10 protein-coding genes are annotated in these 15,520 nt (G+C 72.8%); 2 read left to right on the top strand and 8 right to left on the bottom strand.

Going from position 1 to position 15,520, the window contains the following annotated elements:
• Positions 1-46 precede the first annotated feature (46 nt).
• The 6 genes from ABD743_RS29945 to ABD743_RS29920 all read right to left on the bottom strand — a co-directional run bounded on the left by ABD743_RS29945 (position 47) and on the right by ABD743_RS29920 (position 6,589).
• On the bottom strand, positions 47-550 hold the full coding sequence (locus ABD743_RS29945; protein WP_344725707.1) for a MarR family winged helix-turn-helix transcriptional regulator: 504 nt from the start codon (positions 548-550) through the stop codon (positions 47-49).
• Between the two features lie 69 nt (positions 551-619).
• On the bottom strand, positions 620-1,354 hold the full coding sequence (locus ABD743_RS29940) for an alpha/beta fold hydrolase (RefSeq protein ID WP_344725706.1): 735 nt from the start codon (positions 1,352-1,354) through the stop codon (positions 620-622).
• 13 nt (positions 1,355-1,367) lie between these two features.
• Positions 1,368-3,542, bottom strand: coding sequence for a phage holin family protein (locus ABD743_RS29935; protein WP_344725705.1), 2,175 nt, complete (start codon positions 3,540-3,542; stop codon positions 1,368-1,370).
• A 144-nt stretch (positions 3,543-3,686) separates the two neighbouring features.
• A complete protein-coding gene (locus tag ABD743_RS29930) occupies positions 3,687-4,289 on the bottom strand; it encodes a DedA family protein (RefSeq protein WP_344725704.1) in 603 nt (200 codons plus the stop codon).
• Positions 4,286-5,128 carry an MBL fold metallo-hydrolase gene (locus ABD743_RS29925; RefSeq protein ID WP_344725703.1) on the bottom strand — a complete coding sequence of 281 codons (843 nt, stop codon included), beginning with the start codon at positions 5,126-5,128 and terminating at the stop codon, positions 4,286-4,288. Before ABD743_RS29925 ends, ABD743_RS29930 begins: the two co-directional genes overlap by 4 nt.
• Before the next feature lie 129 nt (positions 5,129-5,257).
• On the bottom strand, positions 5,258-6,589 hold the full coding sequence (locus ABD743_RS29920) for an ATP-dependent 6-phosphofructokinase (RefSeq protein ID WP_379658943.1): 1,332 nt from the start codon (positions 6,587-6,589) through the stop codon (positions 5,258-5,260).
• A 274-nt stretch (positions 6,590-6,863) separates the two neighbouring features.
• On the opposite strand from ABD743_RS29920, the gene ABD743_RS29915 reads away from it, so the two are divergent.
• On the top strand, positions 6,864-8,291 hold the full coding sequence (locus tag ABD743_RS29915; protein WP_344725702.1) for an MFS transporter: 1,428 nt from the start codon (positions 6,864-6,866) through the stop codon (positions 8,289-8,291).
• Between the two features lie 35 nt (positions 8,292-8,326).
• Here the strand turns inward: ABD743_RS29915 and ABD743_RS29910 are convergent, their stop codons facing one another.
• On the bottom strand, positions 8,327-8,701 hold the full coding sequence (locus ABD743_RS29910) for a VOC family protein (protein ID WP_344725812.1): 375 nt from the start codon (positions 8,699-8,701) through the stop codon (positions 8,327-8,329).
• Between the two features lie 44 nt (positions 8,702-8,745).
• Positions 8,746-9,600, bottom strand: a complete 855-nt coding sequence (locus ABD743_RS29905; protein WP_344725701.1) for an alpha/beta fold hydrolase — start codon at positions 9,598-9,600, stop codon at positions 8,746-8,748.
• A 165-nt stretch (positions 9,601-9,765) separates the two neighbouring features.
• Here ABD743_RS29905 and ABD743_RS29900 point away from each other — a divergent pair, with 165 nt between their 5' ends.
• On the top strand, positions 9,766-15,468 hold the full coding sequence (locus ABD743_RS29900) for an ATP-binding protein (protein ID WP_344725700.1): 5,703 nt from the start codon (positions 9,766-9,768) through the stop codon (positions 15,466-15,468).
• The last annotated feature ends 52 nt before the right edge of the window (positions 15,469-15,520 follow it).

The raw sequence follows: 15,520 nt of genomic DNA, 5'->3' as shown, positions 1-15,520 counted from the left end.
GAGGGACCGTAACAGATAGTTTTTTTCTAGACTATCTAGATTCGCATCATGCGCTTCGGGACGATCGCTGGGAGCGCCGCCGGGGTGCGTTCGGGGTGGGCTCCACGGCGGACAGGGGGCCGTCTGTCCCGACCAGCGCGACCAAGGCGTCGAGGAAGGCGGCGCGCTGCTTCTCGGGCAGGACGGCGAGCACGTCCTCGTAGACCCCGTCGATCACCGTGCGAGCCTTCTCGACGACCTCGCGGCCCTCGTCGGTGGTCTGCACGATCCGCGCCCTGCGGTCCTCGGGGCAGGGCGTGCGCCGGGCCAGACCGGCACCCTCGAGGTTGTCCATCGTGACGACCATGGTCGTCTTGTCGAGCAGCGCGATCTCCGCCAACTCGCCCTGGGTCAGCTCGCCCGGCGCCGCCTTGGTGAGCACGCAGTAGTCCCGCGGCGTGATGTCGAGATCGGCGAGCGCAGTGGTCATCCGAGCGGCGAGCGCCTGGCTCGCCTTGTCGAACAGGTAGCTGAGGTCGCCACGGATCTCGTCGTTGCTGCGCTGGACCATGCGGTCATGGTATCGATGTTCTGCCGCGGGATCATCCCATAGCGGAACGGTCCAGAACCGGAGCAGTGGTCAGCGGAGCAGTTCGGCCGCCGTCGCTTCCGGCGCGGTGATCATGGCGTCGTGCCCGGTGGCGAGCTCCCGCCACTCCCAGCCCGCCCGGCGCACGATCTCATGGCCCGAGCGCAGCGCGAGATAGGGCGGGTCGGTACAGCAGATGTAGGTGACCGGCACGCCGTTGCCCAGCGGGTCGCGCAGCCCGAACGACTCCGTGTAGGACCGCAACGGGTGCGGGGTGAGCCGCCGGTCCACCCACGCCAGGTCGTCCGGATCGGACAGACCGAACACGGTGGCAGGCGCCGGCCCGAACGCCAGCCCGCTCGGGGACGCCTTCGCCGACGCGACGCGCTCCTCGATCACCTCGGCAGGCACACCGTCGAACCCGGACGCGCCCGGTTCCACCACCAGCCCGTCGAGCAGGACTATCCGGCGCAGCCGGTGCGGCACCCGGTCGGCGACGCCCAGCGCGACCAGCGCACCGAAGCTGTGCCCGACCAGCACGACGTCGCGCAGTTCCTCGTTCTCCAGCACCGCGACGATGTCCTGCACCATCGTGGCCGGTCCGACGTCCTCGGTGAGCAGGTGGGCCCGCTCGCCCAGGCCCGTGAGTGTCGGCGTGAAGACCTCGTGGCCGGCGGCGCGGAGTAGGCGCGCGACCCGCACCCAGCACCATCCGCCGTGGCTCGCGCCGTGCACCAGCACGAAGGGATCGCGATGTGCCGCCTGATCACCCGCCGCCTCGCTCATGACCGACAGTCTGTCAGGGAACCTGCGAGCGACGTGTGACGTCGTCCACGGCCACGCCGCGCGTGGCGGGCGCGCCGACCGCAGGCTCCGGATGCCCGAGATGGGTCAGCCAGCCGCGCAGCACGCGGTGCAACGCCTCCGCCCCCACGATCTCGCCGGGAGCCGGCAGCTCCGCGGGATGGATCAGGAAACCCCTCGACTGCGGACCGCCCATTCCCCCGTGCGAGCCGACGTGCGGTTCGAACGGTGAGGCGTCGCCCGTGACGGGGTCGTACCGGCTGTTGATCATGATGTCGGGGCAGTGGTCGAACTCGTCCACACGCCGGACGAGGTCGGCGGCGTGCGGCCCGTAGCCCCCGAGCGGGTCCTCGCCGATCACCCGTCCCGTGACCAGCCGGTGCACTCCGTCGCGGCCGAGCACGACCGGCCCGAACTCCGCGCTGCGCACCAGCAGGAAGCCGACCCCCGGGTGGTCGACGAGGGCAGGCAGCAGGTCCGGGAACTCGCGCTCGATCGTCTCCAGCCCGACCCGGCCCTCGTGCTCCGTGAACGACACCATCGCCACATGGCCCGAAGCGACCACGACCACGCCGGGCGCGACACGGGTGACCGCACCGGGCGCCCCGCTGACGGTCCGCGGCCGGTCGGCCTCCGAGCCCGCCTGCTCCACACGCGCCCGGAGCCTGCGTGCGATCGGCCCGCTGCCCGTGGACGCCGCGGCCAGGGCGGCACCCACCTGCCAGCCCTCCGCCGGCCTGCGGGCATCCGAGTTCACGCCGCGGCGCGGCTCCGGCTGGGGAGCCCCGCACAGGCGCCCGACCAGCGCCTCGACGGACTCCCCGAACCGGTGCGTGAACGCCCAGCCCTGCGTCTGGCCGTGGTCCGACAGCGCCACGATGTGGTAGCGCCGCGGCGCCAGCTGGGTGGCCCGGTGCAGCCGGCCGATCTGCTGGTCGATCGCGCGGAGCACCGCGAGCGCGTCGAACCGCTCCACACCCGAGTGGTGGGCCACCTCGTCATACCCGAGGAAGTCGGCGTACACCACGGCCCGGCCCGCGAGCATGTCCTCGATGATCGCCGAGACGACCACGTCGCGGACGATCACCGTGGTGGCGCTGCGCGCGAACGGATAGAAGCCGCCCCGGTTCACGCGCGGCAGCACGCCCGCGCGCCGCTGTCGTGTGGACGCGGAGATCTCGCGGACGACGTCCACCAGCGCCCCGGCGAGCGTCCGGAGCGTGTTCGCCGGATTGGCGAAGTAGGCGTAGTAGCCGGCCCCCACCCCGTCCGACCCGCGGTGCCGGCGGGCCGCCCCGGCCAGTAGCGGCAGCGCGCTCATCGTCAGGCTCACGTGCTCGGCGTCGCCGGTGAAGAGGTTGCCGTGGCCCGCGCCGTCGACGCTGAGCAGCCCGCCGCCGTCGGAGTGGCGTCGCTCGATCTCGGCGGCGTCCTCGGGATGCGAGCACGCCATGACGTGGTCGCGGTCCTTCTCGTACCAGCGGAACCCGAGGATGTCGGAGTTGTCGCCGTGCAGGATGCCGCAGACGCTCGCGCCCGTCTGGGAGCTCCAGTCCGTGTGCCAGTCGGTGAGCCGATGGCTCCCGGCAGCCAGCCAGCGCGCGAAGGTCGGCATGTCCCCGTCGCGCACGGCACGGCGCACCGTGTCCATGCCCAGCCCGTCGACCTGCAGGAACAGCACGCCGGGCGGCATCTCGGCGTCCCCGCCCGTACCGCGCCGCGCCCGGCGGCGCGCGGCCCGGCGGAAGAACAACTCGTCCTCGTCGAGCGCCAGCAGGCTCGACCCGAGCGCTCCGAGCGCGGACACGGCGACCGCGACGACCACCGCCGTCTCGAAGTCGGCGATCACCACGCCCGGCACGGCGAAGGAGATCGCCAGCACCCCAGCGCCCAGCAGCAGGAACGACCCGATCCCGAGCGTGAACACCGCGATCGGTAGCGCGACCCGCAGGATCAGCGGCCACACCACTCCGCTGAGCACCCCGAACAGCAGCGCGCACACCGTCGGCTGCCACCAGTCCGCCATCGAGAAGCCGGAAAGCCACCCGTCGAGCAGCCGCAGCGCCGCCGCCACCAGCACCCAGACGAGCAGCACCCGCGCGGCGACACGTCCACCCCTCAGCAGCCGTCCCGCACCGTTCCGCTGCCCGGTCGGCGCTCCCCCGCTCATCGCTCGCCCTCGCTGCGCTCGGTCGGCGCTACGCGAAGGCGCTGTATTGATGATTCACTCGCAAGCTCGCTCATCGCTCGCCCTCGCTGCGCTCGGTCGGCGCTGCGCGAAGGCGCTGTATCGATGATTCACTCGCAAGCTCGCTCATCGGTCCGCCTCCCGGCGCCTGCGCCGTACGTACGTGGCCACCAGCGAGCTGAGTCCTCCGACCACCAGCACGAGCAGCGCCGCCAGGAGCGTCGCGATCAACGGGTTGTCGAACAGCCCGCCGCTGACGATCCCCAGCGCGGCATACGCGATCGCCCACAGCAGGCACGCCGCCACCGCGGCCGGCACCAGGCGTCGCCACGGGTAGCCGAGCGTGCCCGCGGCGAGCAGTACGGGGATCCGCCCGGCCGGCACCAGCCTGCCCACCACGACGAGCTGCCAGCCGCGCGTGGCGAACCGCGCGCGGGCAGCGGCGAGCCGCTCCGGCGGCTGACCCCGTGCCACCCAGCGCAGCGCCGCATCGCTGCCGACCCTGGCCACGCCGAACGTCGCCAGATCACCGAGCAACGCCCCCACCGTGGCCAGCAGCACGACGATCGGGAGCGACATGTGATCCGTGGTCGTCGCGATCGCGGCCGCCGCTCCGACCACCGCACCCGTGGGCACGACGGGCACCAGCGAGCCGAGCAGAACTCCGCCGAACACGGCGGGATAGCCGATCGCGGAAGGGTCCGTGAAACTGCCCGCCAGCGCGATCACCGCACGTCCGGTGCCGGCGGCGTGCCGGGCAGCGACGACGGGCGCGGAAGGGCGACCGTGGCGCCCGGCTCGGTGATCGCCACGCAGGTGGCCTCGCCCGTGGCCGTCACCGCGTCGGCGAACGTCCTCGGCGGCTCCACGAGCAGCCGGCGCATCCGCGCACCGGCGCGCCCGGGCGCACCCACCAGCCCGGCGAGGGCGAGGGTGCCCCAGTGCACCGGCACCGCCACGCGGGGCCGCAACAACTGCACCGCCGCGGCAGCGCGAGCCGGGTCGAGGTGGCCGGGACCGAGCGTCGGCCCCCATCCCCACACCGGCAGCAACGCGACGTCCAACGTGGGCCCGGCGAGCTCGGCCATGCCGGGGAACAGGTCCGTGTCACCCGCCGCGTAGACCCGCACGTCCCGGCTCGTCAGCAGGTGGCCCATGGCCAGGGCCTGCGGACCGCGCGTGGAACGCGGCCCCCAGCGGTGCCCGCTGTGCACGGCCGGCACGCCGGTCACCCGCAGGTCGCCGTCCTCGAGGTCCTCGCCGGGGGCGAGCTCCTCGACCCGGGCGATCCCGCGCCCGCGCAGCCAGTCGCCGGCACCCCGCGGGACCACCACCCGCGCGCTGCGCGGCAACCGGCGCAGCGACGGCAGGTGCAGGTGGTCGCCGTGCAGGTGAGAGATCAGGACGAGGTCGACGTCGTCGTGGTCGCGCGGCGCCGGTGTCGGCCCTCCGACCCGGCGCAACGGCCCGATCCCCCGCGTCAGGACGGGATCGGTGAGCACCACCCGACCGGCCAGCTCCAACCGCACCGTGGAGTGACCGAGGAACCGCATAGCCAGGCCGCGCACCAGATCAGTATCGCTGGCGAGCCGCCGGCCCCGCCCCGCGAGCCGCCCTACCGCGGGGAAGATCGTCCCGAGATCGGGGTTTGCGCCCTCCGGAGGGCGAATCCGCGGATCTCGCGGCGATCATGAAGGTCAGCCGAAGCGGACCGGTTGCCCCGTGGACTCCAGCACCGCCATCCACAGGTCGCCGTGGGGGTCGACCTGGTTGCGCCGGCTCACCGCCACCCGCATCGGGATGTGGACGAACCGCCGCCGGTACCTGCCCACCACCATCGCCGTGCGCCCCGACATCGCCGCGTGCACGGCCGCCTGGGAAAGGCGCACGCAGTAGACGGAGTCGTAGGGGTTGGCGGGCACGCTGCGGATGGCATAGCTCGGATCGATGTAGCGGATCGAGGTCTCCACCCCGGCGCCGGCGAAGTGGTCGCCGATCCGCCGCCGCAGGTAGGGCCCGATGTCCTGCAGGCGGGCGTTGCCGGAGGCGTCGCTCCCCACGCCCGAGTCCGGGAGCAGCTCCTGCCCCGCCCCCTCGGCCACCACGACGACGGCGTGACCCCGCTCCGCAACGCGGCGGCGCAGGTGCGCGAGCAGTCCCTCGTCGCCGTCGAGCGCGAACGGCACCTCGGGGATCAGGACGGCGTCGGCGCCGCTGCGTGCCAGCGCGGCGTAGCAGGCGATGAAGCCGGAATGCCGGCCCATTAGCTTGACCAGCCCGATCCCGTTGGCCGTTGACTTCGCCTCCACCTGCGCCGCGCGGATGGCGTCGCTCGCGAGGCTGAAGGCGGTCTGGAAGCCGAAGCTCTGGTCGATGTAGGGGATGTCGTTGTCGATGGTCTTCGGGATGCCCACCACGGCGATCATCAGGCCGCGCTCGGCCACGGTGCGCGCGATCTCCATCGCCCCGCGCATCGAACCGTCCCCACCCACGACGAACAGCACGTTGATGTGCAGCCGCTCCAGGCAGTCGACGATCTCCTCGGGATCCTGCGGCCCGCGGGAGGTGCCGAGCACCGTGCCGCCGTCGGTGGCGATGTCCCGCACGGTCTCCGGGGTCAGCTCGACGACGTCGTGCCCGTAGTCGGCGACGAAGCCCTGGTAGCCGTTGCGGATGCCGACGACGCGGCGCACGCGGTAGTGGTAGGTCAGCGTGCGGACGAGCCCGGCGATCACGTCGTTCAGGCCGGGACACAGACCTCCGCACGTGACGATCGCGGCCCGGGTCTTCGACGGGTCGAAGAAGATCTTCCGCCGTGGGCCGCAGGGCTCCATGCCGGGCAGCTCACCGGCCGGCACGCCGCGGGAGCTGATGCCGGCCAGCGTGTCGTCGAGAAGCACGCGGTCCTGCTCGTCGACGTAGTGCTCGGTGGTCTGGCGGGCGTCCAGCAGCGGCGCCATCGGCGAGGTGATCCGGCACGCGCCGAGGCTCGTGATGGACAGGTCGGGTGTGGGGCGGATGCGCGACAGCTCGACGACGGTGCCCTGCTGGTCGCCGGAGGAGGAGAAGGCAGTGCTCACAGGCGCTCCCCTGATCGACGGGACGACCACGCCGCGGCACCGGGGACGCTGGTCTTCTTGACCGTTCCAGGATGCCGCGTCCTCCCGGGCGGTGGCTAGTCGGTACCGGCGCTCATGACGCTTCCGCAGGGACGATCCGGATCTTCCTCCACGGACGTGACGTTCCTCCCGGATCGGGGCAAAAAGCTTGCTTATGGCAACGATCGCGTGCTCATGTGGATAGGTGGTCGCACCGTCAGCCCGCCCGGCACTCGTGATCGGCGTCCTCGCATCGTGTGGGCTGGCGGTCTCGGTGATGCAGACCCTCGTCGTGCCGCTCCTGCCGCAGTTCCCGCGCCTGCTCTCGGCCTCCCCCGCAACGGTGGCATGGCTCGTCACGGCCACGCTGGTCGCAGGCGCGGTGTGCGCGCCCGTGCTCGGCAGGCTCGGGGACATGTACGGCAAGCGGCGCCTGATGCTCGTGGCGCTCGCGATGGTGACCGCCGGATCGACGCTGGGCGCCATCGCACCGAACATCGGTGTGCTGATCGCGGCCCGCGCGCTGCAGGGTGCGGCGATGGGCGTGATCGCGCTGGGGATCAGCATCATGCGCGACCTGCTGCCCCCCGACCGCGTCGGAAGCGGGATCGCCCTGATGAGCTCCTCGCTCGGCATCGGAGGCGCGATCAGCCTCCCGATCACCGGCCTCGTCGCGCAGCAGGCGAGCTGGCGGTGGCTCTTCGGGGCGGCGGCGCTGCTGAGCGCGCTGCAGTTCTTCCTGGTCCGCGCGGTGGTGCGGGAGTCGCCGCAGCGCTCCGGCGGTCGCTTCGACCTCCCGGGAGCCGTCGGCCTCGGCCTCGCACTGGTCTGCGTGCTGCTCGCGATCTCGAAGGGCGCCGAGTGGGGCTGGAGCAGCCCGCGCGTGCTCGGCCTGCTGGCGGCGGCCGTGGTGCTGTTCGCGCTCTGGGGCCGGCTCGAACTGCGGGTGCGATCGCCGCTGGTGGACCTGCGCGTCTCGGCCCGGCCCGCGGTGCTGTGGACGAACATCGCATCGGTCCTCATCGGCTTCGGGATGTTCGCGGGCTTCCTCCTGACCACCCAGGTGCTGCAGGCCCCGACGGCGAGCGGCTACGGGTTCGGGCTCTCCCTCGTGGCCGCCGGTGTGGTGCTGCTGCCGATCGGCGGGGCCATGACGATCTTCTCTCCGGTCTCGGCACGCGTGTCGCGCCGCCGGGGCGCCCGCACCACGCTGGTGCTCGGCACTTCCGTGCTCGCCATCGGGAACGTCGCGATGGCGACGCTCCCCGGGTCGATCCCGCTGGTGATGGCGGCGTCCACCGTCACGGCCATCGGGGCCGCGCTGGCCTACTCGGCGCTGCCGCTGCTCATCATGGACGCGGTACCGGCGTCCGAGACCGCGGCGGCCAACAGCCTCAACACGCTGATGCGGATGCTCGGCACCTCGTCCTGCAGCGCGGTCGTCGCCGCGGTCACCACCAGCCTGACCATGGCGGTGGACGGGCAGGTGCTGCCCTCCGCCACCGCGTACACGGTGGTGTTCCTCGCTGCGGCGGTCGCAGCGGTGGGCGGCGCCGTGATCGCCGCCGTCACGCCGGCGAGGCAGGCCGGGTCGGTGGCACCGGAGCCGGTGGCGGCGGCAGCCCGGGCCTGACGGGGTCGGGCCAGAACCGTCGCCGTGAGGTCGGGCTACTGGTGGTGGCGGGAGTCCCGGCGGATCGGATGGTCGGCCGGAACCTGCACCAGCACGATCCGTGTGCCGTCGGGGTCGGTGATCCACATCTCGTGCAGGCCCCAGGGCTCCTGTCGCGGTTCGCGGACCACGTGCGCGGCGAGCTCTCGGTGGGCAGCGGCCAGGTCGCGCACCTGGAGCCAGAGCGCGATCGCCTCGCCCGCCGGTTCCTGCGCGTTCCCGGAGAGCTCCAGGAAGCCGCCTCCGAGGAAGAACACGGTGCCACCGGGGAACTCGCGGTAGACGGCGAGCCCGAGCACGTCCCGGTAGAAGTGCAGGCTTCGCTCCAGGTCGACCGGGTGCAGGAGCACCCGGGAGGCGAGGACCTCCATCAGCGCCACCGGTCACAGGCCATGGCGGACGACCTTAACGCACGTCAGCCCGGATGCTCCTGGAACTGCTCGAGAAGGAGGTCGGCGAGCTGGTCGGGCGCTTCCTCCAGGATCCAGTGGCTCACGCCGCGCAGCTCCACATAGCGGAAGGGCCCGGCGACGTCGGTGTGCGTCAGCTCCGTGGACTGCCGGGTGATGGCCGTGTCGCCGTCGCTCCAGACGAACAGGGTGGGCACCTGCACAGGCGGGGTGTGGTCGGAGAAGGGGCCGGTCAGCAGGGCTCGGTACCAGTTGATCGCGGCGGTCAGCGCCCCCGGGTCGGCGAGCGCCGCCGCGTCCCGTTCCGCGGCGGGCCGGGACTGGCCGGAGCGCCGCAGAGCGGCCACGAGCCTCGGGGAGAACGCGCGCCCGTCCGCCCCGAGAAAACGCTCCGGCAGGAGCGGGAGCTGCAGGGCGTAGATGTACCAGGACGCGAGCGCCTGCCTGGTCGTGAACAGCGAGCGGACGTACACCCCGGGCGGCGGCACCGAGATGGCGGTGAGCGAGCGGACGCGGTCGGGGTTGCGCGCGGCCAGCGACCAGGCGACCGCGGCACCCCAGTCGTGCCCGACGAGATGCACCCGACCCGCCGGGCCGACCAGCGAGTCGACGACGGCCAGCGCGTCGCCGACGAGACCGGACATGCGGTAGGCACGCCTGCCCCGCGGGCGGGCGCACGGCGAATAGCCGCGCTGGTCGGGGGCGAGCGTCCGGATGCCGGCCGAGGCGAGCCGCTCCGCGACGGCGTCCCATGCCGTGCCACGCTGTGGGAATCCGTGCAGCAGAAGAACCGGGACACCATCGGCCGAACCATGCTCGTGGACGTCGAAGGTCAGGTCACCGTGGGTCACCGTCAGCACCCGTGCATCATGCAATGCCGCTCACTCGGGGGGTTACCCGCTCGTCGGTTGTGCGACAGCGGGAGGTCGAGTTGGGTGGGCCCGGGCCGGGAGTTCCAGGCGCTACGGTCCCCGCCGGTACTGCCGCGGGAGGGGCCGTGGCACCAGTGACGAGAGTGAGCAGATGTGACGGATCAGTCGTTCCACCGGGTCGTCATCGTCAACCGCGGGGAACCGGCAATGCGGTTGATCAATGCGGTACGAGAGTGGAACGCCGAGGTCTCATCACCCGGATCTCCCGAATCCCTAGGCGACCGGCGGGAGCTGCGCACGATCGCGCTGTACACGGCGGTGGACCGGCACGCGATGTTCGTCCGCGAGGCCGATGAGGCGGTGCTGATCGGGCCGGACGATCCGGACCAGGCGTTCGCCGCGAGCCCGTACCTCGACCACGCGGAGCTGGAGCGTGCACTGCGGGAGGCGCGCGCCGACGCGGTGTGGCCGGGCTGGGGCTTCGTGTCGGAGAAGGCCGACTTCGCACGCCTGTGCCGTGAGCTGGGCATCGTGTTCATCGGCCCGTCGCCCGAGGTGATGGAGCGGCTCGGCGACAAGATCGCCGCGAAGAAGCTGGCCGAGGAGGTCGGCGTGCCGCTGGCCGCGTGGAGCGGCGGCGCCGTGTCCGACGTCGCCGCCGCGCGGGAACACGCGGAGCGGATCGGCTACCCGCTGATGGTCAAGGCCACCGCCGGTGGCGGCGGTCGCGGCATCCGTCGCGTCGACTCACCCGAGCAGCTCGAGGAGGCCTTCGAGCGGGCGAGCTCCGAGGCGTCGAAGACGGCGGGAGACGCCACGGTCTTCCTCGAGCGCGCGATCCGCGGTGGGCGGCACGTCGAGGTACAGGTGGTCGCCGACGCCGACGGCGACGTGTGGACGCTCGGGGTCCGCGACTGCTCGGTGCAGCGGCGCAACCAGAAGGTGATCGAGGAGTCCGCCTCCACCGCGCTCGACGCGGAGCAGGAGGGGATCCTGCGCGCGTCCGCGGCCGAGCTCGTCCGGGCGGCGGGCTATGTGAACGCCGGCACCGTCGAGTTCCTCTACGAGCCCGGGGAGCGGCTGCTGTCGTTCCTCGAGGTCAACACACGGCTGCAGGTGGAGCACCCGGTCACCGAGGCCACCACGGGCATGGACATCGTCAAGCTGCAGCTGCACGTCGCAGCGGGCGGCAGGCTCGCCGACATCGCACCGGAGGCCCCGGCTGCCCGTGGGCACGCGATCGAGGCGCGGTTGACGGCGGAGGACCCCGAGCAGGGTTTCGCACCGGCACCGGGGCGCATCGAGCACCTGGCCCTGCCCAGCGGGCCCGGGATCCGGGTGGACACCGGCGTCTGCACGGGCGACCTGATCCCGCCGCAGTTCGACTCGATGATCGCCAAGGTGATCGCGTGGGGCCGCGACCGGGGCGAGGCGCGGGCCCGGCTGTCCCGGGCGCTCCGCCAGACCGCGGCCGTGATCGACGGCGGCACCACCAACAAGGCGTTCCTGCTCGACCTGCTGGACCGCCCCGAGATCCTCTCCGGCGACACCGACACCACCTGGCTCGACGCGATGATGGCGAACGGCTACTCCCCGCCGCGGCGGCTCGACGTCGCGCTGCTCGCCACGGCCGTGGAGGCGCAGGACGCGCACGTGGCGCGCCAGCGCGACCGGCTCTTCGCCTCCGCCGAGCGCGGCCGTCCCGAGGTGGGGCACGAGACCTGGCACCAGGTGGACGTGCGCGCCGCGGGGCAGTCCTACCGGCTGCGGGTTGCCCAGGCCCGGGGCAACCGCTACCGCGTGGAGCTCGACGGCCATGTCGTGGACGTCGACGCGGAGCGCACCGGACGCTTCGAGCGCAAGCTCACGGTCGCAGGGCAGACGTTCGCGGTGCTCTCGGTGCCGCAGGGCTCCGACTACCTCGTCGAGGTCGACGGCGCGGTGCACCGCATCTCCGGCGGCGAGGCCGGCCTGGTCCGCGCGCCGGCGCCTGCGATGGTGGTGTCGATCCCGATCAAGCCCGGCGACGTCGTGGAGGCGGGTGACGTCGTGGCGGTCGTCGAGAGCATGAAGCTCGAGACGGCCCTGCGTGCGCCCGTGGCCGGCCGGGTCTGCGAGATTCTCGTCGCCCCGAACACGCAGGTGGAGGGCGGCACGAAGCTCGTCCGCCTGGAGCCCGACGCCGACGCGGCGGGCGCTGGCGACGGTGAGCGCGCCGACCTCTCCGGACTGGCCGGGCCGCCCGCGGTCGGGGCCGACGCCGCGGCCGTCGCCGCGGATGCGCTGATGTCGCTGCGGTTCCTCGTGCTCGGCTTCGACATCGACGAGCGCGACGCCCGCCCGCTGCTGGCGGCGCTCTCCTCGGCCCGCAACGCGCTCCCCCCGGACGACGCCCGCGTGCTCGCAGGCGAGACGGCCGTGCTGCGCATCTTCGCCGACCTGTGCGCGCTGTCGCGCAACCGCCGGGGCCCCGAGGACGAGACGCAGCAGATCGACCCCGCGGGCGAGGAGGCCCGCAACCCGCAGGAGTTCCTGCACGCCTACCTGCGCTCCCGCGACGCCGACGCCGAGGGCCTGCCGGAGTCGTTCCGGGAGAAGCTGCGCCGCGCGCTCGCGCACTACGGCGTGCCGGACCTGACGCCGGCCGCCCCGGTCTCCGCCGACGCCCTGAACAGCGCGCTGTACCGGATGTTCCTGGCCCACCGCAGGGCCACGGCCCACGTCCCGGTGGTGCTGGAGCTGCTGCAGTGGCGGCTGCTGCACCCCGACTCGCTCCCGGAGTCGACGCGTGAGGAGTACCAGCACACCCTCGACCGCCTGGTCCGTGCCACCCAGCTGCGGCACCCCGTCGTCGGCGGGTTCGCCCGCCGCGTCCGGTACACCTGCTTCGACGAGCCGGTGATCGCCGCCGAGCGCGCGGCCGGCCAGGCCAAGGTCCGCGCCGAGCTGGACCGGCTGTCCGACGACCCCGCCGTGCGCGCGGGGCAGATCGACACGATCGTCGCCGCCGCGGAACCGATCCTCGGCGTGTTCGGCGAGCGGCACCACGCCGCGATGCTCGAGGTGATGACCCGCCGGTACTACCGCGGGCGGACGCTGACCGACGTCCGGCTCGAGGACCGCGGCGGGCGTCCACTGCTCACCGCCGCCTACTCGCTCAAGGACGGCGCGCGGCCCCTCGACCGGGTCGACGACCTCGGCCCCGACCAGGCCGCGCATCTCGAGCAGATGGTGCTCGCCACCACGGTGCACACCGCGCCGGACGCCCCACCGGCGGGCGATCCGATGGCCGTGCAGGGCGACCTGAGGCGGATCATCTCGCAGCTGCCGGACAGCTGCACCGTGCTGCTCGACCTCTACGTCATCGCAGGCGAGGCTCCGGACGCCGACCCGGAGCGTTCGGCGGAGAAGATCAGCGCGATGCTGGGCAGGCTGCCGAACCGGCTCGCGCGCGTGGCCGTCGCGGTGCGCAGGCCAGGTGGTGACGAGCGCTCGGCGTGGTTCACGTTCCGGCCCGACCCCACCGACCGCCGCCCCGTCGAGGACCGCACGCTGCGCGGGCTGCACCCGATGGTCGCCGAGCGGCTCGGACTCTGGAGGCTCTCCGGTTTCGAGCTGACCAGGCTGCCCTCGCCGATCGACGTGCACCTCTTCCGCGCCGTCGGCAAGGAGGTGCCCGACGACCGCAGGCTGATCGCGCTGTCCGACGTACGTGAGCTGACGGTGCTGCGCGACGAGCGGGGTCGCATTCGCGCGCTGCCTCAGCTGGAGCACGTGCTCGACGCCTGCCTGGACGCCATGCGCTCGGCCCGCGCCACCGATCCCGGCGACGCCAGGGTGGACTGGAACCGGGTGCTGCTCTACGTCTGGCCCGTGGTCGAGGTGCCTGTCGACGAGGTGGACTCGGTGATCCGGGTGCTGGCCCCGCGCACCGAGGGGCTCGGCCTCGAACAGGTGCTGGTGCAGTTCCGCCACTCCGGCGGGGACGACGGCCGCGAGCCACGCGACCTCCTGCTGCGGATGTCCCGCCCACCCGGCGCCGGCCTCACCGTCCAGGTCACCGAACCGCCGACCGCTCCGCTTCGGGAGCTGGACGCCTACGCGCAGAAGGTGATCCGGGCCCGGCGCCGCGGGGCGGTCTACCCGTACGAGCTGGTCCCGATGCTGTTGCGCGACCCCGACCGCCGCGGTGCCGACACACGAGCCGCCGAGGCCGTGCGGGGGGTGTTCACCGAGTACGACCTGGACCCGGACGGTGCCCCGGTCGTGGTCGACCGCGCGCCCGGCGGCAACACCGCCAACATCGTGCTCGGCACGGTCACCACCCCGTCGCAGCGCTACCCCGAGGGCATGACCAGGGTGGTCCTGATCGGCGACCCGACCAAGGCACTCGGTGCACTCGCCGAACCGGAGTGCCGGCGCGTGCTCGCCGCGATCGAGCTCGCCCGTCGTTTCGACGCGCCCATCGAGTGGTTCGCGGTGTCTGCCGGGGCCAAGATCGCGATGGACTCCGGCACGGAGAACATGGACTGGATCTCCCGTGTGCTGCGCGGGATCATCGAGTTCACGCAGGACGGCGGTGAGATCAACGTCGTCGTCACGGGCATCAACGTGGGCGCCCAGCCGTACTGGAACGCCGAGGCCACGATGCTCATGCACACCAAGGGCATCCTCGTGATGACGCCCGACAGCGCGATGGTGCTCACCGGCAAGCAGTCCCTCGACTACTCGGGCGGCGTGAGCGCCGAGGACAACTTCGGGATCGGCGGCTACGACCGGATCATGGGCCCGAACGGGCAGGCCCAGTACTGGGCGCCGGACCTGTCCGGCGCGGTGGACGTGCTGCTCACGCACTACGCCCACACCTACCGGGCGCCCGGCGAGCGGTTCCCCCGCCCCGCCCTCACCAACGACCCGGTGGATCGCGACATCAGCGACTCGCCGCACTCCGGCCCCGGCTGCGACTTCACCAGCGTGGGCGAGGTGTTCACGGCCAACCCGGGGCGCAAGAAGCCGTTCGACATCCGCTCGCTGCTCTACGCGGTGGCCGACTCCGACCACCCGACGCTGGAGCGCTGGGTCGACATGCTCGACGCCGAGGGCGTGGTGGTGCTCGACGCGCACCTGGGCGGGCAGCCGATCGCGCTGCTCGGCATCGAGTCGCGCCCGCTCCCCCGCCGCGGGCGCCCGCCGGTGGACGGGCCCACGACGTTCACGGCCGGCACACTGTTCCCGAAGTCGTCGAAGAAGACGGCCAGGGCGATCAACGCGGCCAGCGGGAACCGGCCGCTGGTGATCCTGGCCAACCTCTCGGGCTTCGACGGGTCACCGGAGTCGTTGCGCCAGCTGCAGCTGGAGTACGGCGCCGAGATCGGCCGGGCGGTGGTCAACTTCGACGGCCCGATCGTGTTCTGCGTGGTCTCCCGCTACCACGGCGGCGCCTTCGTCGTGTTCTCCGGAACGCTGAACGACAGCATGGAGATCGCCGCCGTCGAGGGGTCCTACGCATCGGTGCTCGGCGGGGCGCCCGCCGCAGCGGTCGTGTTCGCGGGCGAGGTGAACAAGCGGACCGCCGCCGACCGGCGCATCTCCGATCTCGAGGGGCGCATCGCGGAGGCCCGGCAGGCCGGCGCCGAGTCCGAGGCCGCCCGGCTCACCTCGGAGCTCGCGGCCCTGCGTCCCGGCGTGCGGTCGGAGAAGCTCGGGCAGGTGGCCGACGAGTTCGACACCGCGCACAGTGTGGAGCGGGCACAGCGGGTCGGGTCGGTGCACTCGATCATCGATCCCACCCGCCTGCGCCCCTACCTCGCCGACGCCGTGCAGCGCGGTATGGCGAAGGCGGGATCGAACCGCTAGCGAGCAGCCGCCGGCTCGGCCCGTCGCACGGCGGGCCGAGTCGTACGGAGCG

The sequence above is a fragment of the Pseudonocardia yunnanensis genome (assembly GCF_039534065.1).
Taxonomy (GTDB): domain Bacteria; phylum Actinomycetota; class Actinomycetes; order Mycobacteriales; family Pseudonocardiaceae; genus Pseudonocardia; species Pseudonocardia yunnanensis.
This window is presented reverse-complemented; position numbering and strand designations above follow the sequence as displayed.

What these genes read in the sequence shown, in the direction of transcription:
- ABD743_RS29945 (WP_344725707.1), bottom strand. Translation starts at nt 550, where the DNA reads ATGGTCCAGCGCAGCAACGACGAGATCCGTGGCGACCTCAGCTACCTG.
- ABD743_RS29940 (WP_344725706.1), bottom strand. Translation starts at nt 1,354, where the DNA reads ATGAGCGAGGCGGCGGGTGATCAGGCGGCACATCGCGATCCCTTCGTG.
- ABD743_RS29935 (WP_344725705.1), bottom strand. Translation starts at nt 3,542, where the DNA reads ATGAGCGGGGGAGCGCCGACCGGGCAGCGGAACGGTGCGGGACGGCTG.
- ABD743_RS29910 (WP_344725812.1), bottom strand. Translation starts at nt 8,701, where the DNA reads ATGGAGGTCCTCGCCTCCCGGGTGCTCCTGCACCCGGTCGACCTGGAG.